At 63.9% G+C, this 15,548-nt stretch carries 12 protein-coding genes, 1 tRNA gene and 1 pseudogene; 10 read left to right on the plus strand and 4 right to left on the minus strand.

Features of this window, described 5'->3' with window-relative positions; genetic code table 11:
- The 6 genes and pseudogenes from X742_RS152845 to X742_RS1000000175740 form a co-directional block, all read left to right on the plus strand.
- A tRNA-Thr gene (locus X742_RS152845) sits at positions 1-72 on the plus strand.
- A gap of 177 nt (positions 73-249) precedes the next feature.
- Complete coding sequence (locus X742_RS152840) at positions 250-795, plus strand: serine acetyltransferase (RefSeq protein ID WP_023772802.1); 546 nt, start codon at positions 250-252, stop codon at positions 793-795.
- 472 nt (positions 796-1,267) lie between these two features.
- Positions 1,268-2,662 (plus strand): multicopper oxidase family protein, encoded by a 1,395-nt coding sequence (locus X742_RS152835; protein ID WP_023772804.1) that lies wholly within the window; start codon positions 1,268-1,270, stop codon positions 2,660-2,662.
- 337 nt (positions 2,663-2,999) lie between these two features.
- Positions 3,000-4,334 (plus strand): NAD(P)H-dependent oxidoreductase, encoded by a 1,335-nt coding sequence (locus X742_RS152825; RefSeq protein ID WP_023772806.1) that lies wholly within the window; start codon positions 3,000-3,002, stop codon positions 4,332-4,334.
- Between the two features lie 45 nt (positions 4,335-4,379).
- A complete protein-coding gene (locus tag X742_RS1000000175735; RefSeq protein ID WP_245275562.1) occupies positions 4,380-4,481 on the plus strand; it encodes a type II toxin-antitoxin system VapB family antitoxin in 102 nt (33 codons plus the stop codon).
- A 141-nt stretch (positions 4,482-4,622) separates the two neighbouring features.
- Positions 4,623-4,826, plus strand: a pseudogene (locus tag X742_RS1000000175740) (type II toxin-antitoxin system VapC family toxin); the annotation flags it as partial.
- Between the two features lie 203 nt (positions 4,827-5,029).
- Here the strand turns inward: X742_RS1000000175740 and proC are convergent.
- From proC to X742_RS152810, 3 genes are read right to left on the minus strand one after another with little or no spacing between them, the layout of a single operon-like run.
- Positions 5,030-5,845: a pyrroline-5-carboxylate reductase gene (gene proC / locus X742_RS152820; RefSeq protein ID WP_023772808.1), complete on the minus strand. Its 816-nt coding sequence runs from the start codon at positions 5,843-5,845 to the stop codon at positions 5,030-5,032.
- A gap of 60 nt (positions 5,846-5,905) precedes the next feature.
- On the minus strand, positions 5,906-7,234 hold the full coding sequence (locus X742_RS152815) for an O-antigen ligase (RefSeq protein ID WP_023772809.1): 1,329 nt from the start codon (positions 7,232-7,234) through the stop codon (positions 5,906-5,908).
- Entirely contained in the window at positions 7,203-8,201 is a 999-nt protein-coding gene (locus X742_RS152810) for a glycosyltransferase (protein WP_023772810.1), read from the minus strand. The genes X742_RS152815 and X742_RS152810 overlap by 32 nt, the downstream gene beginning before the upstream one ends.
- 171 nt (positions 8,202-8,372) lie before the next feature.
- Here X742_RS152810 and X742_RS152805 point away from each other — a divergent pair, with 171 nt between their 5' ends.
- Genes X742_RS152805 through X742_RS152795 form a run of 3 tightly spaced genes read left to right on the plus strand, consistent with a single transcriptional unit; the run spans position 8,373 to position 11,271 of the window.
- Positions 8,373-9,545 (plus strand): glycosyltransferase family 4 protein, encoded by a 1,173-nt coding sequence (locus X742_RS152805; RefSeq protein WP_023772811.1) that lies wholly within the window; start codon positions 8,373-8,375, stop codon positions 9,543-9,545.
- Positions 9,542-10,348 (plus strand): WecB/TagA/CpsF family glycosyltransferase, encoded by an 807-nt coding sequence (locus tag X742_RS152800; protein ID WP_023772812.1) that lies wholly within the window; start codon positions 9,542-9,544, stop codon positions 10,346-10,348. Before X742_RS152805 ends, X742_RS152800 begins: the two co-directional genes overlap by 4 nt.
- Positions 10,345-11,271, plus strand: coding sequence for a DUF6492 family protein (locus tag X742_RS152795; protein ID WP_023772813.1), 927 nt, complete (start codon positions 10,345-10,347; stop codon positions 11,269-11,271). Before X742_RS152800 ends, X742_RS152795 begins: the two co-directional genes overlap by 4 nt.
- Positions 11,272-11,276: 5 nt before the next feature.
- Here X742_RS152795 and X742_RS152790 read toward each other — a convergent pair whose 3' ends face one another.
- The gene (locus tag X742_RS152790; protein ID WP_023772814.1) at positions 11,277-12,572 is read right to left on the minus strand and encodes a lipopolysaccharide biosynthesis protein; all 1,296 of its coding nucleotides are present in this window, start codon (positions 12,570-12,572) and stop codon (positions 11,277-11,279) included.
- Between the two features lie 200 nt (positions 12,573-12,772).
- On the opposite strand from X742_RS152790, the gene X742_RS152785 reads away from it, so the two are divergent.
- Complete coding sequence (locus X742_RS152785) at positions 12,773-15,430, plus strand: GumC family protein (RefSeq protein ID WP_023772815.1); 2,658 nt, start codon at positions 12,773-12,775, stop codon at positions 15,428-15,430.
- The last annotated feature ends 118 nt before the right edge of the window (positions 15,431-15,548 follow it).

Here is a 15,548-nt window from a genome sequence, read left to right on the forward strand (position 1 = left end):
ATACGTTACTGGTAACCCCCGGTTCCCTTGGTAAGGGAGAGGTCGAGAGTTCAATCCTCTCTCGCAGCACCAGCCGCCCTACAAACAACGCAGCCTGTGACACGGTCTTTTCGTCTTTCCGGCACGGACAGGCGATGAAGCCACGGCATGCGCCGGAATCCGTGGATTGCCCACGGCGTTTGTTCCCTTTGCGCTACCGGGATGATCTAGTGCCCCTTCCCATTCCGGGCATGGGTGCCGAGGCCGTACATGCAGATATTCGAGGCCATCAAGAGCGATCTGTATCGCTATACGCGCAGCAGCGACATCGTGACGTTGTGCCGGCAATATCTCACGAATCGGGGCTTCAACTACATGGTCTGGCACCGGATCGCGCAGTCGGACAATTCCGTCGTGTGCCGGATAGCCCGTCTCTTCCTGTCGCTGAAGATGAGGAAATTCGGCATACAAATCCCCGTGGAGACCAGCATCGGGCTTGGCTTCTACATCGGCCATGGCGGCCCGTGCGTGGTCCATCATACGGCAACGATCGGCAACAACTGCAACATATCCCAGTATGTGACGATCGGGGCGACGCTTGGCAAATCCGCGTCGATAGGGGACGAGGTCTATATCGGCCCAAACGTGTGCATCGTAGAGGAGGTCACGATCGGCAGCCGCTCGCTTATCGGCGCGGGCGCCGTTGTTACCAGGGACATTCCGGCAGGGAGCACCGCGGTCGGCGTTCCGGCAAGGCCGATCGACAAGGCGCGGCAGCACAATTTCATCACCAATCGATGGCCGTCGGCAATGTGAACTGGCCTATGGCGCTTGCCGGTGGCGCGCCCTCATCGGTCGAACGCATGCTCGGCATGACACGATTCGTTAACCAAGATGCTGTTCTTCGACATGATGGTTTGTCGGACTGCTGCCTGTCCGCCTGGTCGACGAGCCTTTCGTGAACACCGATTTTGTCTCAGCGGTCAAGTTTTCCAACCTGTGGGAAGGCAAGGCGCATCTGCTCGACAAATCGGGCCATGCGCCGTTCTGGGATTCTTCGGACCGCTTCAACCCGATCTTCGCCCGGCTTCCTGGCAAGCGTGGATCAGACATAGACCCGCCGCAAGGCCACCGACCAGCCGCCATCGACCGGAATGAGTCCAGCCCTGCCGGCCGCGTTGCACTTGACAGGCGAGGAGGGCTGCGCGGCGTCGTTGGCAAACGCATGCCTGTGCGGCTATTACGGCAAAGATGCGGAGGGCAGTCAGCTTTTCCGTTGGAGTGCGACATGACCGTATTTACACGCCGCGGACTTCTGAAAACGGCAGCGTTTGCCGGCGTGAGCGGGCTCGGGCTTGCCGCCATGGGCAGGATTGGCGGCTGGGCCGCGGCCACGCCTGACCCAGTGATGCTGCGGACGGCGAAAATCCAGGCGAAGCTCATCGATGTCGGCCAGACCAACAATGTGCTGACGTACGGCAACGCGGGAATGCCGCCGGTGCTCAGGATGAAAAAGGGCGAACCCTTCGCCGCGCGCCTCGTCAACGCCATCGATGATCCGACGACCATCCACTGGCACGGCATTCGCCTGCCGAACAAGATGGATGGCGTGCCCTTCCTGGTGCAGCCTTACGTCTACACCGGCGATCATTTCGACTATGCCTTCACGCCGCCCGACGCCGGCACCTTCTGGTATCACCCGCACTGCAACACGCTGGAGCAGATGGGGCACGGCCTGACCGGCGTGATCGTGGTTGAAAACCCGAACGATCCGAAATTCGACGCCGAATTTGTCCTCAACCTGCGCGACTGGCGCCTTGGCGACGACGGCCAGTTCATCGATCAGTTCCGGCCGCGCGATGCGGCGAGAACCGGCACCTACGGCACGGTGCGTACCGCCAACTGGCTCGATCAGCCGCAATATGACGCTCCCGCCGGCGGGCTGGTGCGGCTACGCCTCGCCATTACCGATGTCACCCGCATCCATGCGTTTCGGGTCGACGGCGCCGAAGCGATCGTGATGGCGCTGGACGGCAATCCGGTGCCGGAGCGCTTTGCGCCCGATGCCTTGCTGCTTGGACCGGGACAACGCATGGAACTCGCCATCCGCATGCCCGACGATGAGGGCGCGATCGCCAGCCTGCGAGACGTCAGGGGCACCAAGCCCAAGGTGCTGGCGACGCTGCGCGCGACGGGCAACTCGCTCAAGCGGGACGTTCGCGACGTTGCCCCGCTGGAAGTGAATCCGGTGGCGGAAGTGGATCTCGGCTCGGCCCAGCATATCTCCCTGTCGCTCAGCGCCACGGCGCAGAACGTTCCGAGCGACAGCATCTGCGGTTCGCTCGGCTACAGTTTCTGGGCGATCAACAAGGTGCCGTGGCCGGGCGATACGCCCGATCCAACCGCGCCGCTGGCCGAGCTGAAGCTCGGCAGGAGCTATGTCATCGACATGGAGAACCTGACGCCGCAATCGCATCCGATGCATTTGCACGGCATGAGCTTCAAGGTTTTGTCATCCTCGACGCGGCCGGTGCGGCCGTTGATTTCGGACACCTATCTCATCCAGCCCAATGAGAAGGTGAGCCTTGGCTTCGTCGCCGACAATCCCGGCGACTGGCTGCTGCATTGCCACATCATCGAGCACCAGAAATCGGGCATGACGAGTTACGTCAGAGTGGTCTGAGCCGAGCCCACCGAAGGCCGCATTGTCAGCGACCTACTTGCGCTCGATGATTCGGTGTTGCTGTTGATGCGGAACGCGGTCCATGACCCAGTTCAGGATGTGGCGATCGGCAGGATTGCGCCGAGGCGAGATGCGGCACCGAAATGCCGGGAACGCCGAAGGATTGAGACTGTTCGCAACAATGTCAATTGGCAGGCCTTTGGGCCAATCGACCAAGGCCAAGACGCTTGTTTCGCGTCATTTTCGTTGGAAATCGCCGGTCGCGAGCGGTTTTGTTGGCACAGGGGACCGGTCCCTGCTAATTCGCCTCCAAACCAAGAAGCTGTGGACATCCCGCATGACCAATGTCGCCTTGACCGGGCTTGCCCGCGATCTCGCCAGACGTGCCGCCGAGGGCCGCCCGGTACGCATAGGCGTCATCGGCTCAGGCGAAATGGGCACTGACCTGGTCACGCAAGGCATGCTGATGCCCGGCATTGCGGTTTGCGCCGTCTCGACCCGGCGCCCGCACACCGCGCGTGACGCCATCCGCATCGCCTACGGTGACGAAGCGATGGCGGTCGAAGCCGACACCGCGTCGAAAGTCACCGCGGCCATCGAGGAAGGAAAAATAGCCATCACCTCGAACGAGCTGCTGGTCACCAACCCATTGATCGACGTCGTCATAGACGCCACCGGCAAGCCAGGCGTCGCCGCCGATTTCGACCTGATGGCGATGGAGCACGGCAAGCACCTGGTGATGATGAATGTCGAGGCCGACGTCACCATCGGCTGTTACCTCAAGCAGCAGGCCGACCGGCTTGGCGTGGTTTATTCGGTCGGCGCCGGCGACGAGCCGTCGAGTTGCATGGAACTGATCGAGTTCGCGTCCGCACTCGGCCTTACCATCGTCTCGGCCGGCAAGGGCAAGAACAACCCGCTCAACCACGATGCCGTGCCCGACGACTATCGCGAGGAAGCGACCCGCCGCAACATGAACCCGCGCATGCTGGTCGAGTTCGTCGACGGCTCCAAGACCATGGTCGAGATGTGCGCCATCGCCAACGCCACTGGGCTGGTGCCCGACGTGCCCGGCATGCATGGTCCCAAGGCCGACCGCGATGATCTCGTCAAGGTGCTGATCCCGCGCGAGGATGGTGGCCTCCTGCTGAAAAAAGGCGTCGTCGACTACACCATCGGCAAGGGTGTGGCGCCCGGTGTCTTCGTCATCGTCGAGGCGACGCATCCGCGCATCGTCGAACGCATGGACGACCTGCATATCGGCCGCGGTCCCTATTACAGCCTGTTCCGGCCGTACCATTTGACGTCACTGGAAGTGCCGCTGACCGCCGCTCGCATCGTGCTGTTCGGCAAGCCCGACATGGTCCCGCTGCCGCGGCCGGTTGCCGAGGTCTGCGCCGTCGCCAAGCGCGATCTCGCCGCCGGCGAAATCTTCGATGCGATCGGCGAGGCCTGCTATCGCTCCTGGACCATGACCGTCGGCGACGCGCGTGCCCAGCGCGCCGTGCCGGTCGGCCTGCTCGAGGGCGGCAAGGTGCTGAAGCCGGTCAGGAAAGGCGAACTGCTGACCGCCGACAATGCAACGCCAGACCGGACGACCAGTCTGTTCGCGCTGCGCCGCCTGCAAGACGAGATGCTGTACGGAAACAAGCCCGTTGTGGCGCTGTCATGACAGTTGCCCCATATTGCAATGGCAGATGACGCTGAGGATCGATCAATGAACCTCCAGATCAGGGACCCGCGTGCACGTGAACTGGCACAGGGGCTCGCCGCCAAACGCAAGATTTCGATGACCGAGGCGGTGATCGAAGGCTCTTGAGTCCGAACTGAAACGGGAAAGTGGACGCGCTCCTTTGGCGCGGCGGCTGGCTGCCATCGCCGATGAACTCAAAGCCAGAGCTGGCCAGGGCGGCCGGCCCGTACACAAGGATGAGATCTATGAGATATGGGGCCACTCCTGATGTTTGTCGACACCTCGGCGGTCGTCGCAATTCTTTCGCTAGAAGGAGATGCTGGCGAGTGGAGCAACCGCATCTCGGTAGCACCTCGCAAGATTACTTCCGCGCTGGTGGTGCTCGAGGCGGCTATGCGGCTTTCAACTATGCTGGCCGTCGAGTTGCTTGTCGCTGAAGTGGCGATAGAGGCTTTTCTGCGCGAGTGCGAAATCGAAATCGTTCCCATCGACGCCCGCGACGCCAAGCTCGCGGTCCAAGCTTTTCAGACTATGGAAGAGGACGCGGACATCGCGCCCAACTCAACCTGGCCGATTGCCTGTCCTATGCATGCGCAAAGAGCCGCGGCTCTGCTCTGCTCTACTCTACAAAGGCAACGACTTCTCGCATACCGATCTGGCCTAGGGAGTCTGCTCTATTTCCCTAGTTCGATCGACCGCAGCCGCGCCGCGTCCACCGCCTCGGTGAGCAGATTGATCAGCCGGTCTTCGTCCATCAGCACGCCAAGCGCCGCCGCCGTGGTGCCGTTGGGGCTGGTCACCTGCTTGCGCAGCACGGCCGGGTCCTCGCGGCTTTCGGCGGCGAGCGATGCGGCGCCGTAGACGGTCTGCATGGCGAGCAGCCTGGCGGTCGCCGCCGGCAGGCCGGCCTTCTCGGCGGCCACCGTCAGCGCCTCGATGAAATGGAAGATATAGGCCGGACCCGATCCGGACACGGCGGTCACCGCATCCATAAGGCCCTCGTCGTCTATAGTGGCCACTTCGCCGCTGGCCGACAGGAGGTCGGCGACGAAGCGCTTGGCGTCGGCGGAAACCAGGGGATTGGAAAACACCACCATCATGCCTTTGCCGATGGCCGCCGGCGTGTTGGGCATGCATCGCACAACGGGGGCACGGTTGCCGAGGATGCCCTCGAAGGTGGCGGACGGCGTGCCGGCGGCAATGCTTACGAAAGTAGTGCGTCCGTCGCCGAAGCGCTTGTAGGCGGCGGTGACGTCGCGGATCACCTGAGGTTTCACCGCGATGACGACCAGATCGGGCACGGCATCCGCCGGAATAGCTCCGGCATCCGCTGCCGCGCCGCAGCCAAGCGCCACGGCGCGATCGCGCAGCTCGGCATTGGGCTCGACCACGAAAACCGCCGAGGGTGCAAGCTTGCCGGACTTCAGCCAGCCCGAGAGCATGGCGTAACCCATATTGCCGCAACCGGCGAGAACAAGCCTGATCGTCATCGAGAGCCCTCCGAGGAAAGGCCATGACATAGACGCTCGCGTATCGGTGGGGAAGCCCTCTCAGGACCGCTGAACAGGCGTGCGCACCGCGATCGGTCGCAACGACACTTGCCTCAGGCCCAGCACGCCGAGCACGAAGAACAGCCAGACCGGATCGCCGCGATGGAAGAAGAAGCTCTCGAGAAAGGCGTTGAGTGCGGTGAACAGCACCACCATCATGAAGAAATCGCCGAGATAGATGTTCTCCTTGCGCGGCGGAATGCGCATATAGTCGCGCAATGGTGCGATGAGGAAAGTGTAGACCGCTACGCAAAGGGCAGGGATGCCCATCAGCACCGCGATGTCGAGATAGCCGTCATGGCCGTGCACGATGGTCCTGATGTCCCACGGGCGATCGAAGGGTTGGTCCTGGTTGAGCAGCAGCGGCGTGCCCCAGAAGCTCTCATAACCGTAGCCGGTCCACGGCTTCTTCGCCAGCATCGAGCCGGCGAACTCCCACAGCGTCGTCCGGCCGGTATAGGTGAGGTCGGGGAAGTAGATGGCCGCCAGATGCTTCACCGGCGACAGGAAGACGATGCCCAGCGTGCCGACCGCCGTGGCAATGATCGCCAGCATGAACAGGATCGGCGTACCGAGCCGCATGCCCATCAGGCTCGGAAACATCACGATCAGGATCGAGAACGGCACCAGCCCGGCGGTGGTCTTGGAGCCGGTGTGCAGCATGAAGATCATCGCCGCGCAGAAGATACCCGCGCCCCACCAGCGCTGGCCGCGTCGGTAGAGATAAAGCCCGGCGAAGCTGAAGCAGGCCATGATCGGGCCGGCGATGTTCTTGTGGGTGAACACGCCGCGCCATAGGCCGGCATGTTCGGGCTCCTGCGAGTCAGCCGTGTGCATCGCCTCGTGCGGAAAGACGATCAGGCCGAGATAGGACAGGCCCATGACCACGACCGCGGTGAAGATGATGACCCTGGAGAAGGACTCGGCGTCGCGGGGTAGCGCCAGGATCGTTGCCATCGTCAGGATGCCGATCATGGTGAAGGACGCCGCGCGCATTGCCGAGGGCGGATCGGTCGCCAGCACCACCGACAGGAAGAAAAAGCCCAGCATCAGTATCCAGGACGGGCTGAGCAGCGAGCGCACGACGCGCGGATCGGCGAAGGCCATCAGAGCGAAGATCGAAATCCCGCCGAGCGAGCCGAAGCCGAGCTGATTGACGATGTCGCCCCCTTCGCCGATGAGTTCGGCGCCGGCCGGCTGGAACGGGCGGAAGGACACCATGATGACGGTGAACAGCAGCGCGGCGATCGCGGTCGCCACACCCGCGCGCGTGAACGCGGCGCTGAGCGGGGCGCGATCAGTTCTTCTCAGGCTGGCGGTATTGCTCATTGGCGTATCCGAATTCGGCCAGCACGCGGCCGAGCGCCACATGGATGGGGTAGATGGCCACCGCCGGGGATCCCGTGCGCGCCAGCCGCATGATGCCGCGAAACGGCGAGGCGGCAAGCAGCGCCAGGCTTCTGGCGAATACCTTGGCGCCGGCGAACGGCATGCCGGCGCGCCTCTTCTTTTCCACCAGTGTCGAGATGACACCGTTGCGCAGGCTGCGGGCGCGGATCCAGTCGGTCTCGACGCGCCGGGCCGGAACGGTCTCCCGCACCTTGGCTTCGGCGCACCAGCCCAGCACGAAGCCGCGTTGCGCCGACCGGCTGAGAAAGTCGGAATCGCCGCCGCCCATGAAATTGAATTTGAGATCGAGGAACGGCGGCCCCATCGCGGTCAGCACGTTGCGCCCGACCAGAAGATTGCCGGACGAATAGAGCGCGGGCACTCGTCCCGTCTCCCGGTAGGGGGGCGCGAAGACGGGATGCTCGGCCCATTTGGCATGGGCGGGTTCGGCAAAAACGGGCATCTGCGGGCCGCCGACGACATCGGCGCCGAGCGTTTCGGCGGCGTGGCACATCCGCTCCAGCCATTGCGGATCGGCGATCTCGTCATCGTCGATGACCAGCAGGTGCTTGAAGTACGGGAACTGCAGGATCGCCGTCCGCCAGCCGGCATTGTAGGCGCTGCAATTGCCGCGCTCATGCGCGATGATGACCATGCCCGGTATCTCGCCGCGCTCGAACAGCGGCAGCACCGCCTTGGCGCCCTCCCGCGCCTCGGCCTCGTTCTCGATGACAATGACGGCAAAGCGCCTGTCGGTTTGCTGCGCGCGAAGCGACGCCAGTGTCTCCAGCACCTGCCGCGGCCGCTTGAAGGTCGGCAAGGTGACGATCGCTTCGACGGCCTCCACGTCGAGCAGGCGGGACCGTCCCGCGATCGATACCGAACCGTCCAATGGCAAAGGGATCATCCGTGTCCAGCCGCGTCGTGAGTCGCGTTCTGGTAGCACCACGATGATAAGGTTTCGTTAATCACCTTGCACGGAGAGGCCCGCCAGACATCGGATTTGGGGCGTTGATCGTGCTCGTTTAATCAAGGGTTCACCGCGCTTTGCTACCGGCTACAACACAGGATAGGTAAGATGCATCTGCTGTTCGCCACATCGATCGTGCCCGACGGTGCTCTCTCCTCGGGCTACGAGATAGCCAACGCCGCGATTATCGCCGCCCTGCGGCGCGCTGGCGCGCGCGTCACGGTCATTGGGTTCACCTGGCCCGGGAAAGCCGCGGCCGATCCCGAAAATACCGTGGTGCTGGGGGCGGTCGACGTGCGCACCGAAAGTGCTTCGCCGCTGCAACAGCTTGCATGGGTCGGCAAGGCGAATTTTTCAGGCCTGACCTTCGCGTCGGTCAAGTTGCGTGCGGTGTCCGGCCACGATGTTCAGGCCGCCCTCGAACGAGCCGGTCCGTTCGATGGTTATGTGCTGAATTCCGTGCAATTTGCCGGTGCTTTCGAACGGGTCTTCGAAGACCGACCTTCGATTTTCGTCGCCCACAATGTCGAGCACCTCTCGGCGCGGGAGAACGCCGTTGCCGCCCCCGGCATTTTCCAACGCCTGCTGTTTCGGCGCGAGGCAAGGCTGCTCAAGCTGGTCGAAGAGCGCCTCTGCCGCCGCGCGCGTTTTGTCTTCACGTTGGCCGAGGAGGATCGCGTGGCACTTGGCGTCGCCTCGGATGATCGTTCGGCGGTGCTGCCGCTGGTGACCGGCGCCACGGCGCCAGTCCGGAAAGGCCGGCGCGCGATCGACTGCGACGCGGCCCTGATCGGCACCTGGACCTGGCAGCCGAACCGCATCGGCCTCGACTGGTTCCTGGGCAAGGTGGTGCCGCATCTGCGGCCTGGTTTCCGCATCCGCATAGCGGGTCACATGCCTTCCGGCGTCACCTCCGCGCATCCGGGCGTCGAGTTTGTCGGCCGTGTCGCGGATGCCAGGGCTTTCGTGCGCGGCGCGGCCGTCATCCCGCTGATCAGCACCGCGGGGAGCGGCGTGCAGCTGAAGACCATCGAGACCTTCGAGCTTGGCCTGCCCTCGGTCGCCACCAGCCGGTCGCTGCGCGGCATCGACCATCGCCCCGACAATTGCGTCGTCACCGACGATCCGGCCGGCTTCGCCAAGGCCCTGGAGGCCGCCGCGGCCGACATTCACGATGTCGATGGCAGCACCTTCCATCGCCGGCAGGTCAAGGCGCTCGACGCCGCGGTTCGTGTCGGTCTCGAAAAAATCGGCGCCGTGCGGCAGGAGGTGCTTGCATGAACATGCACGCCGCCCGCGCCGCGTTCGGCTTTGACAGCCTGAAGGCAATCCTCGGCATCCCGGTGCTGGCGATCCGCTGGGACGATGCGATTGCCTTGCTGAACCGGTTGATCGCCGAGCGGCGCTTCACCAAGGTCAGTTTCCTTAACGCCCACAATGCCAATATCGCCCACACCGACCCGGTGTTCGCCGGGGCGCTCGACGATTTCCTCATCCTGCCGGACGGCATTGGCGTCGATCTCGCCGCGAAGCTTCTCTACGGCGCGCCGTTTCCCGACAATCTCAACGGCACCGATTTCGTGCCGGCCTTCTTGCAGGCTTCCAAGAGGCCGCTGACGGTGGGCCTGCTCGGTGCGACCCGCGTCAACGCCGAGGCGGCGTCCGTGAAGCTGGCGGCACTTGCCGTGCAGCACGACTTCGTGGTCATTCACGATGGTTATTTCTCCCCCGCGCAGGAGCCGGAGATCATCGACCGGATCGCAAAGCTACGGCCTGATATGCTGCTGGTCGCGATGGGCGTGCCGCGCCAGGAATTGTGGATTGAACGCCACATCGACGAACGCCATTGCACGCTGCCGATCGCGGTCGGCGCGCTGCTCGATTTCCTGAGCGGCTCGGTGCCGCGCGCGCCGCTGTGGATGCGCCGCGTGAGGCTGGAATGGCTGTTCCGTCTGGCGGTCGAGCCCGGCCGGCTCTGGCGCCGCTACGTGGTCGGCAACCCCCTGTTCCTGTGGCGGGTCGTCAAACAGAAATGGTCGCGCGGCGCCGAGGGCGTCGCGGATGCTCCAGGAGAGTTTCGTTGAACAAGCGGTTCGTCCCAGACCCGCTGGCCGGCCCAGGCCTGTTGCCGAAGACGCCGACGGCAGCGGTTGTGACGGCAAGCTACGCCCCGGATTTCGGACGCTGCCGACTGCTGTGCGAAACGCTTGACCGGCATGTCTCGGGTTCCGCGCACCACTACATTCTGGTCGAACATCGCGATCTTGCGCTTTTCCGCCAGTTGGAGACCAGCCGCCGTTCGATCGTCGACGAGCGGGATCTCCTGCCGCGCTGGCTGCGCGCCTTCGACGATCCGCTCAGCCTGTTTCGCCGCCGCGTCTGGCTCAGCCTGAAGACCCAGCCGCTGCGTGGCTGGCACGTGCAGCAACTGCGCCGTATCGCCATATCGGCGCACGCAGGGGAAGACGTGCTGATCTTCTGCGATTCCGACGTCGCTTTCCTGAAGGCCTTCGATTGCGGTGCCTTCTGGCGGGATGGCAAGGCGCGTTTGTTCCGCCGGGACGGCGTGCTCGCCGATGACGGCCATGACGAGCATCGCTTGTGGTCGCGCAATGCCGGAACGGCACTTGGCATCGATTCGTCCCGGACATCGGTCCATGATTATATCTCGACGCTGATCGCCTGGCGCCGCGACACGGTGCTTGCCATGTGCGGCCGGATCGAAAAGGTCCATGGCCGCGACTGGGCCGAGGTCATCGGCTCGGCCCGCAAATTCTCCGAATGCATGATCTACGGACGCTATGTCGACGATCTGCTGGACGGAGCCGGCCACGTTCACGGTTCGGAAGAATTCTGCCGCGTCCACTGGACGGGCGAGGCGCTGTCGGACGACGAGTTCCGCCGCTTCGTTGCCAGCATGGCGCCAGAGCAGGTGGCGATCGGCATGCAGTCATTCATCGGTACCGATGTCGGCCGGATCCGACGCCTGATCGGGGTTGATCGCTGATTGTCCTAGATTGCCTTGGCCGGTCTGCGCAGCGCCGAATAGGTCAGCAGCATGGACGCGAGATAGAGGAGCAGGAAGACGATGTTGAGCGACAGCACCAGATCAGATGTTTCGGAAATGGTGGTCAGCACATAGGTCAGCAGCAGCGCCTTGAGGGCGGCAAGCAGGCCGAGATTGAGCGCCCGCACCAGCGTCTGGCCGCGCGCGAAAAGAAGCTCGGCCTGGTATTCGACCAGGTTGCGCAGTCCAGGCACGCAGATCGCCAACGCCACCAGGGGTGCGGCCTCGGAAACATTCCTGCCGAGCGCGTTGGGAAAGAAATGCAGCACGATGCCAAGCGCTGCCAGCGCCAGCGTTGAAACGAGGAACACGCCGCCCTCGATGCCGCTCTTTACCGCAAGGCGCGACAGCAGCTCCGGCGCACGCATCATGCGCTGCACGAGCATCATCGAGAAGGTGCGAATGGGGATCGCCGTCAGGTCGACGAGCCGCATGATGATGGCATAGATGCCGGCCAGATGTGGGCCGCCGATCGCCAGCACCAGAAGCTTGTCGAATTCCGATTGCAGGTAGAACAACACCTCCGCGCCGGCCACATAGATGGAATCGGCGAGGCGCCGCAGATAGAGTTCGATGCGCAGCCGCAGCCGCTGGCGTGGATAGAACCAGCCGAAAGCCAAAAGCAGCGAGGCGGCGTTGGCCCCTATGTAGAACCACGACCACATCCAAATGCCATGCTGTGGCGAGACCATGAACAACACCGCGCCAAGCGCCCGCAGTGCGGTGGCCAGGATCGCCAGTACGGCTGCACGGCCGAATTTGCCCAGCCCGTTGTTGACGATCAGCGCCACTTCCACCGGCCGCCACAGCAGCGCCTCGGCAAAAACGATCGCCGTGAATACCGACAGCGGCACGGTGCCGGCAAAGAAGATCAGGTAGACGCCGAACGAGGCCACGCCCAAAAGCGGCAGCGAGGCGGCGCCGAGCAGCAGGAAACCCGCAGTGAACGTGCCGATCAGATTGGGGCGGATGGTGGCGGTGCGGTAGAGTGCCGAAATGAAACCGAAGGCGAGAAGTCTCGACAGCATGACGCCGGCCGCCGAGGCGGTGGCGAACATGCCGAACTCTGCGATCGACAGCGTATTGGCGAGCGCGATGAAATAGGCGAGTGAAAACACCAATCGCCCGCCGGCGCCGCTGATCGCCGAAAAATAGTCGCGCGCCAGCCCCCGCCGTTCGGCCATGAAGGTGCCGATCCGCGCGAAGGTCCGCCTTTGCGGTATGTCGCTGGCCTCAGTCATACGTCGAGGAAAATGCATAGGGTGGAAAGTTTAACGCGCCGTTCTGAAGCTTTCAGCTGTGTTGAGAATTGTTGCAACCATAACGTGAATACCGCGATCGTCTCCCGGAAATTAACCTTTTGTTTCCTATGCCTGTTTAGCGTGGCTTAACGAATGGCCGACCGCCGCTGCCAAGCGGCCAAGAGTAAAGCTCCACGACAATGGTCGACAGGGAAAACCGTGAAGACTGGAAGCGCGAGCGCTCCTTGCTGGCGCTTGGCGAAGCCGTGCGTGGCGAGGAGGATGCTTCGCTGGTATCGATAGGAGACCGCGCGGACCCCTCATGGCGCGAGGATGCCGCCANCGAGGAGGATGCTTCGCTGGTATCGATAGGAGACCGCGCGGACCCCTCATGGCGCGAGGATGCCGCCACGCGCCATCGCCTGGCCCGTTCCCGTCGCGAGACGAAGGCGAGCCCGCCTCGGTCGGCAGCCGATAACGCCGAACGGTCTCGCCTGGACGATGAGCAGCCGTTTGTATCCGAGGGCGCCTGGCTTTCGCGGGGTGAAACCGGCACCGGCGATTTGCCACCCGACATGCCGCCAGCAACGCCCGCCCCGGAGGAATCTTCGGGCACGGGTGGCGCCCATGAGGCAATCGGGTCCCGCGCTACGGGCGGAGCTGACCCGTCCTCCAATGGCGGGACCGACAGTCAGCAATGGAAGCCGCTGATCGATCCGATGCTGGTCGTTCGCGGCGTTGCCAGGTCGAAGCTGCTGATCGTTGTGACCACGATACTGGGCGCTGGACTTGGCGTCGCCATCGCCTTGTCGATGCCGAAGAAATACGAAGCCACGACCGAACTGATCATCGAGCCGGGTGACCTGAAGCTCTCCGATCGCGATCTTACCCAACCGGTAGGCCAGCCCGATGCCGCGCTGGCCGTCGTTGAAACCCGGATCAAGATGCTCACCTCGGGCACCGTTCTCGATCAGGTCGTCAAGAATCTCAACCTCGTCAACGATCCGGAATTCAATGGGCAAGGCTCCGGCGGCCTCGGCGTCATGTCGCTCATTCGCTCGATCGTGTCACGCAACGATGGGCCGGGCGGCGTCGATGAGGTTCGCCGCCAGGCGCTGGCTGTCGGCAATCTGGCCAAGAGCCTGTCGGTCGAACGCAGCGGCAAGACTTTTGTCATTTCCGTCAGCGCCGTAACCCAGAATGGCGACAAGTCGGCGCTCATTGCCAACACGACGAGGACCGTCTTCCAGCAGGAAGCCGCCAAGTACCAATCCGACATGGCCGGACGCGCGACGAACGAATTGACGTCCAAGCTCGATGATCTGCGCAAGGGGGTCGAGGCGGCCGAGCGCAAGGTCGAGGATTTCAGGGCCACGCATGGTCTGGTCGACGCGCAAGGCCATTTGATCAGCGACGATCAAATGCTGAAGCTCAACGAGCAGCTCTCGGTCGCCCGCGCCCGCACGCTGGAACTTAATGCCCGGGCGGCGTCGGCGCGTTCGCTGGACGTCAATTCCGTTCTGACCGGCACGTTGCCGGAAGAGATCAACTCCAACACCATGAGCGATCTGCGCTCGCAATATGCAACGCTGAAGCAGGAGGCCGATCGTGCCGCGGTCCGGCTGGGACCGCGTCATCCAGAACTCCAGGCCCTCGACGCCCAGATCGCGGGCGCGCGCGAGCGCATCGCGGCTGAACTGCGCCGCATCGCCTCTTCGCTGCAGGTCGACTTGAAGCGCGCGGTTCAGCTTGAACAGGACCTCGCTTCCCGGCTGGCCCAGGCGAAGGTCCAAAGCGGCGACGTCAACAGCGACCTGGTGGCCCTGCGGGAACTGGAGCGTGAGGCCACCGCCAAGCGTTCCGTCTACGAACAATATCTCTTGCGCGCCAAGGAGACTGGTGAACAGACGGGCATCAACACGACCAACATCAATGTGATCACTCCCGCCCAGGCCCCCCTCGAGCCAAATGGACCCTCACGGGCCTTGGTGGCGCTCGCCGGCCTGCTGCTTGGCCTTGCCGCCGGCGTTGGCCTCGGCGCTCTGCGCGGTACCTATGATAGCCTGCGCGAGACGGCAAGCTCGCGCTCACGCCGCGAGCGCAAGGTGGACGAACGCAAGTTGGGTGACCAGAGAGCGCCTCGCGAGGAGCAGCCATTCCGGGCGGAGCCTCCGCCAGAGCCGCCCATGTCGGCAACGCCTGTGCCGCCGCCGCCCGCGCCGCCGCCGCCGGTCACGCGGACCGAGGTCGCTCGCGCCGAAAGCTCCGGCAGGATCGGCGCACTCGTGTCGAGACTGCGCAAGGCCATGTCCCGCAAGCCGTCGGCCGAAGCCGACGACGACATCTCCCGCGGGTTAGGCCTACCCGCCTTCGCCGACAACGGCCGGCCTGTCAACGCTCCGCTATTTCCTGGCCATCCGGAGTCCGGTTTCGGGCCTCGGCAGGCGGCCGGCCTGGATTATTCGCAGTCACCCTTCCAGCCGGGCGCCGACGCCGGGTATGGGCAGCGGATGACCTTGCCTTCGCGCTCGCCGCTGATGCCGCAACAGGCAACGTACCCGGCTCCGCCGTTGCCGTCCTCTCCCTATGCACAGCCGTTGGGCTATCTTCAGGCGCAGCCCTGGTCGCCGGCGGGGCATCCCTCCATTCCAGCGGCGGCGGGACCCTATGCGGCCCAGATACCGTATCCGCCGCCCCCCGCTCCGACGCAGCCCTCGGCCGCTCCGCCCGCGGGGCCGATCCAAGTCGAGGAGGGTGGCGAACAAGCATCGGTCGAAGAGATTCGCGCCAGCCTGCGTGAATTCCGCGAAGCGGTCCGTGAACTCACGGAAAACCGCACCCGTCGCCGCTACTTCTGAGCCACCAGATAGGGGGCGGAGGCCGAACAAAACCGTGCCGGTTTCGCGTAAACGGCATGGGAAGGCGCTTTGACGGGATTGCGAGCTTGTATTTTCGTGACAATGCCGCGCTGCAGAT

The sequence above is a fragment of the Mesorhizobium sp. LNHC229A00 genome (assembly GCF_000502415.1).
Classification (GTDB): Bacteria; Pseudomonadota; Alphaproteobacteria; order Rhizobiales; family Rhizobiaceae; genus Mesorhizobium.

Excerpts from the sequence above, each read along its gene's own strand:
- X742_RS152840 (WP_023772802.1), top strand. The coding sequence starts at position 250 with ATGCAGATATTCGAGGCCATCAAGAGCGATCTGTATCGCTATACGCGC.
- X742_RS152835 (WP_023772804.1), top strand. The coding sequence starts at position 1,268 with ATGACCGTATTTACACGCCGCGGACTTCTGAAAACGGCAGCGTTTGCC.
- X742_RS152825 (WP_023772806.1), top strand. The coding sequence starts at position 3,000 with ATGACCAATGTCGCCTTGACCGGGCTTGCCCGCGATCTCGCCAGACGT.
- X742_RS1000000175735 (WP_245275562.1), top strand. The coding sequence starts at position 4,380 with ATGAACCTCCAGATCAGGGACCCGCGTGCACGTGAACTGGCACAGGGG.
- proC (WP_023772808.1), bottom strand. The coding sequence starts at position 5,845 with ATGACGATCAGGCTTGTTCTCGCCGGTTGCGGCAATATGGGTTACGCC.
- X742_RS152815 (WP_023772809.1), bottom strand. The coding sequence starts at position 7,234 with ATGAGCAATACCGCCAGCCTGAGAAGAACTGATCGCGCCCCGCTCAGC.
- X742_RS152810 (WP_023772810.1), bottom strand. The coding sequence starts at position 8,201 with ATGATCCCTTTGCCATTGGACGGTTCGGTATCGATCGCGGGACGGTCC.
- X742_RS152805 (WP_023772811.1), top strand. The coding sequence starts at position 8,373 with ATGCATCTGCTGTTCGCCACATCGATCGTGCCCGACGGTGCTCTCTCC.
- X742_RS152800 (WP_023772812.1), top strand. The coding sequence starts at position 9,542 with ATGAACATGCACGCCGCCCGCGCCGCGTTCGGCTTTGACAGCCTGAAG.
- X742_RS152790 (WP_023772814.1), bottom strand. The coding sequence starts at position 12,572 with ATGACTGAGGCCAGCGACATACCGCAAAGGCGGACCTTCGCGCGGATC.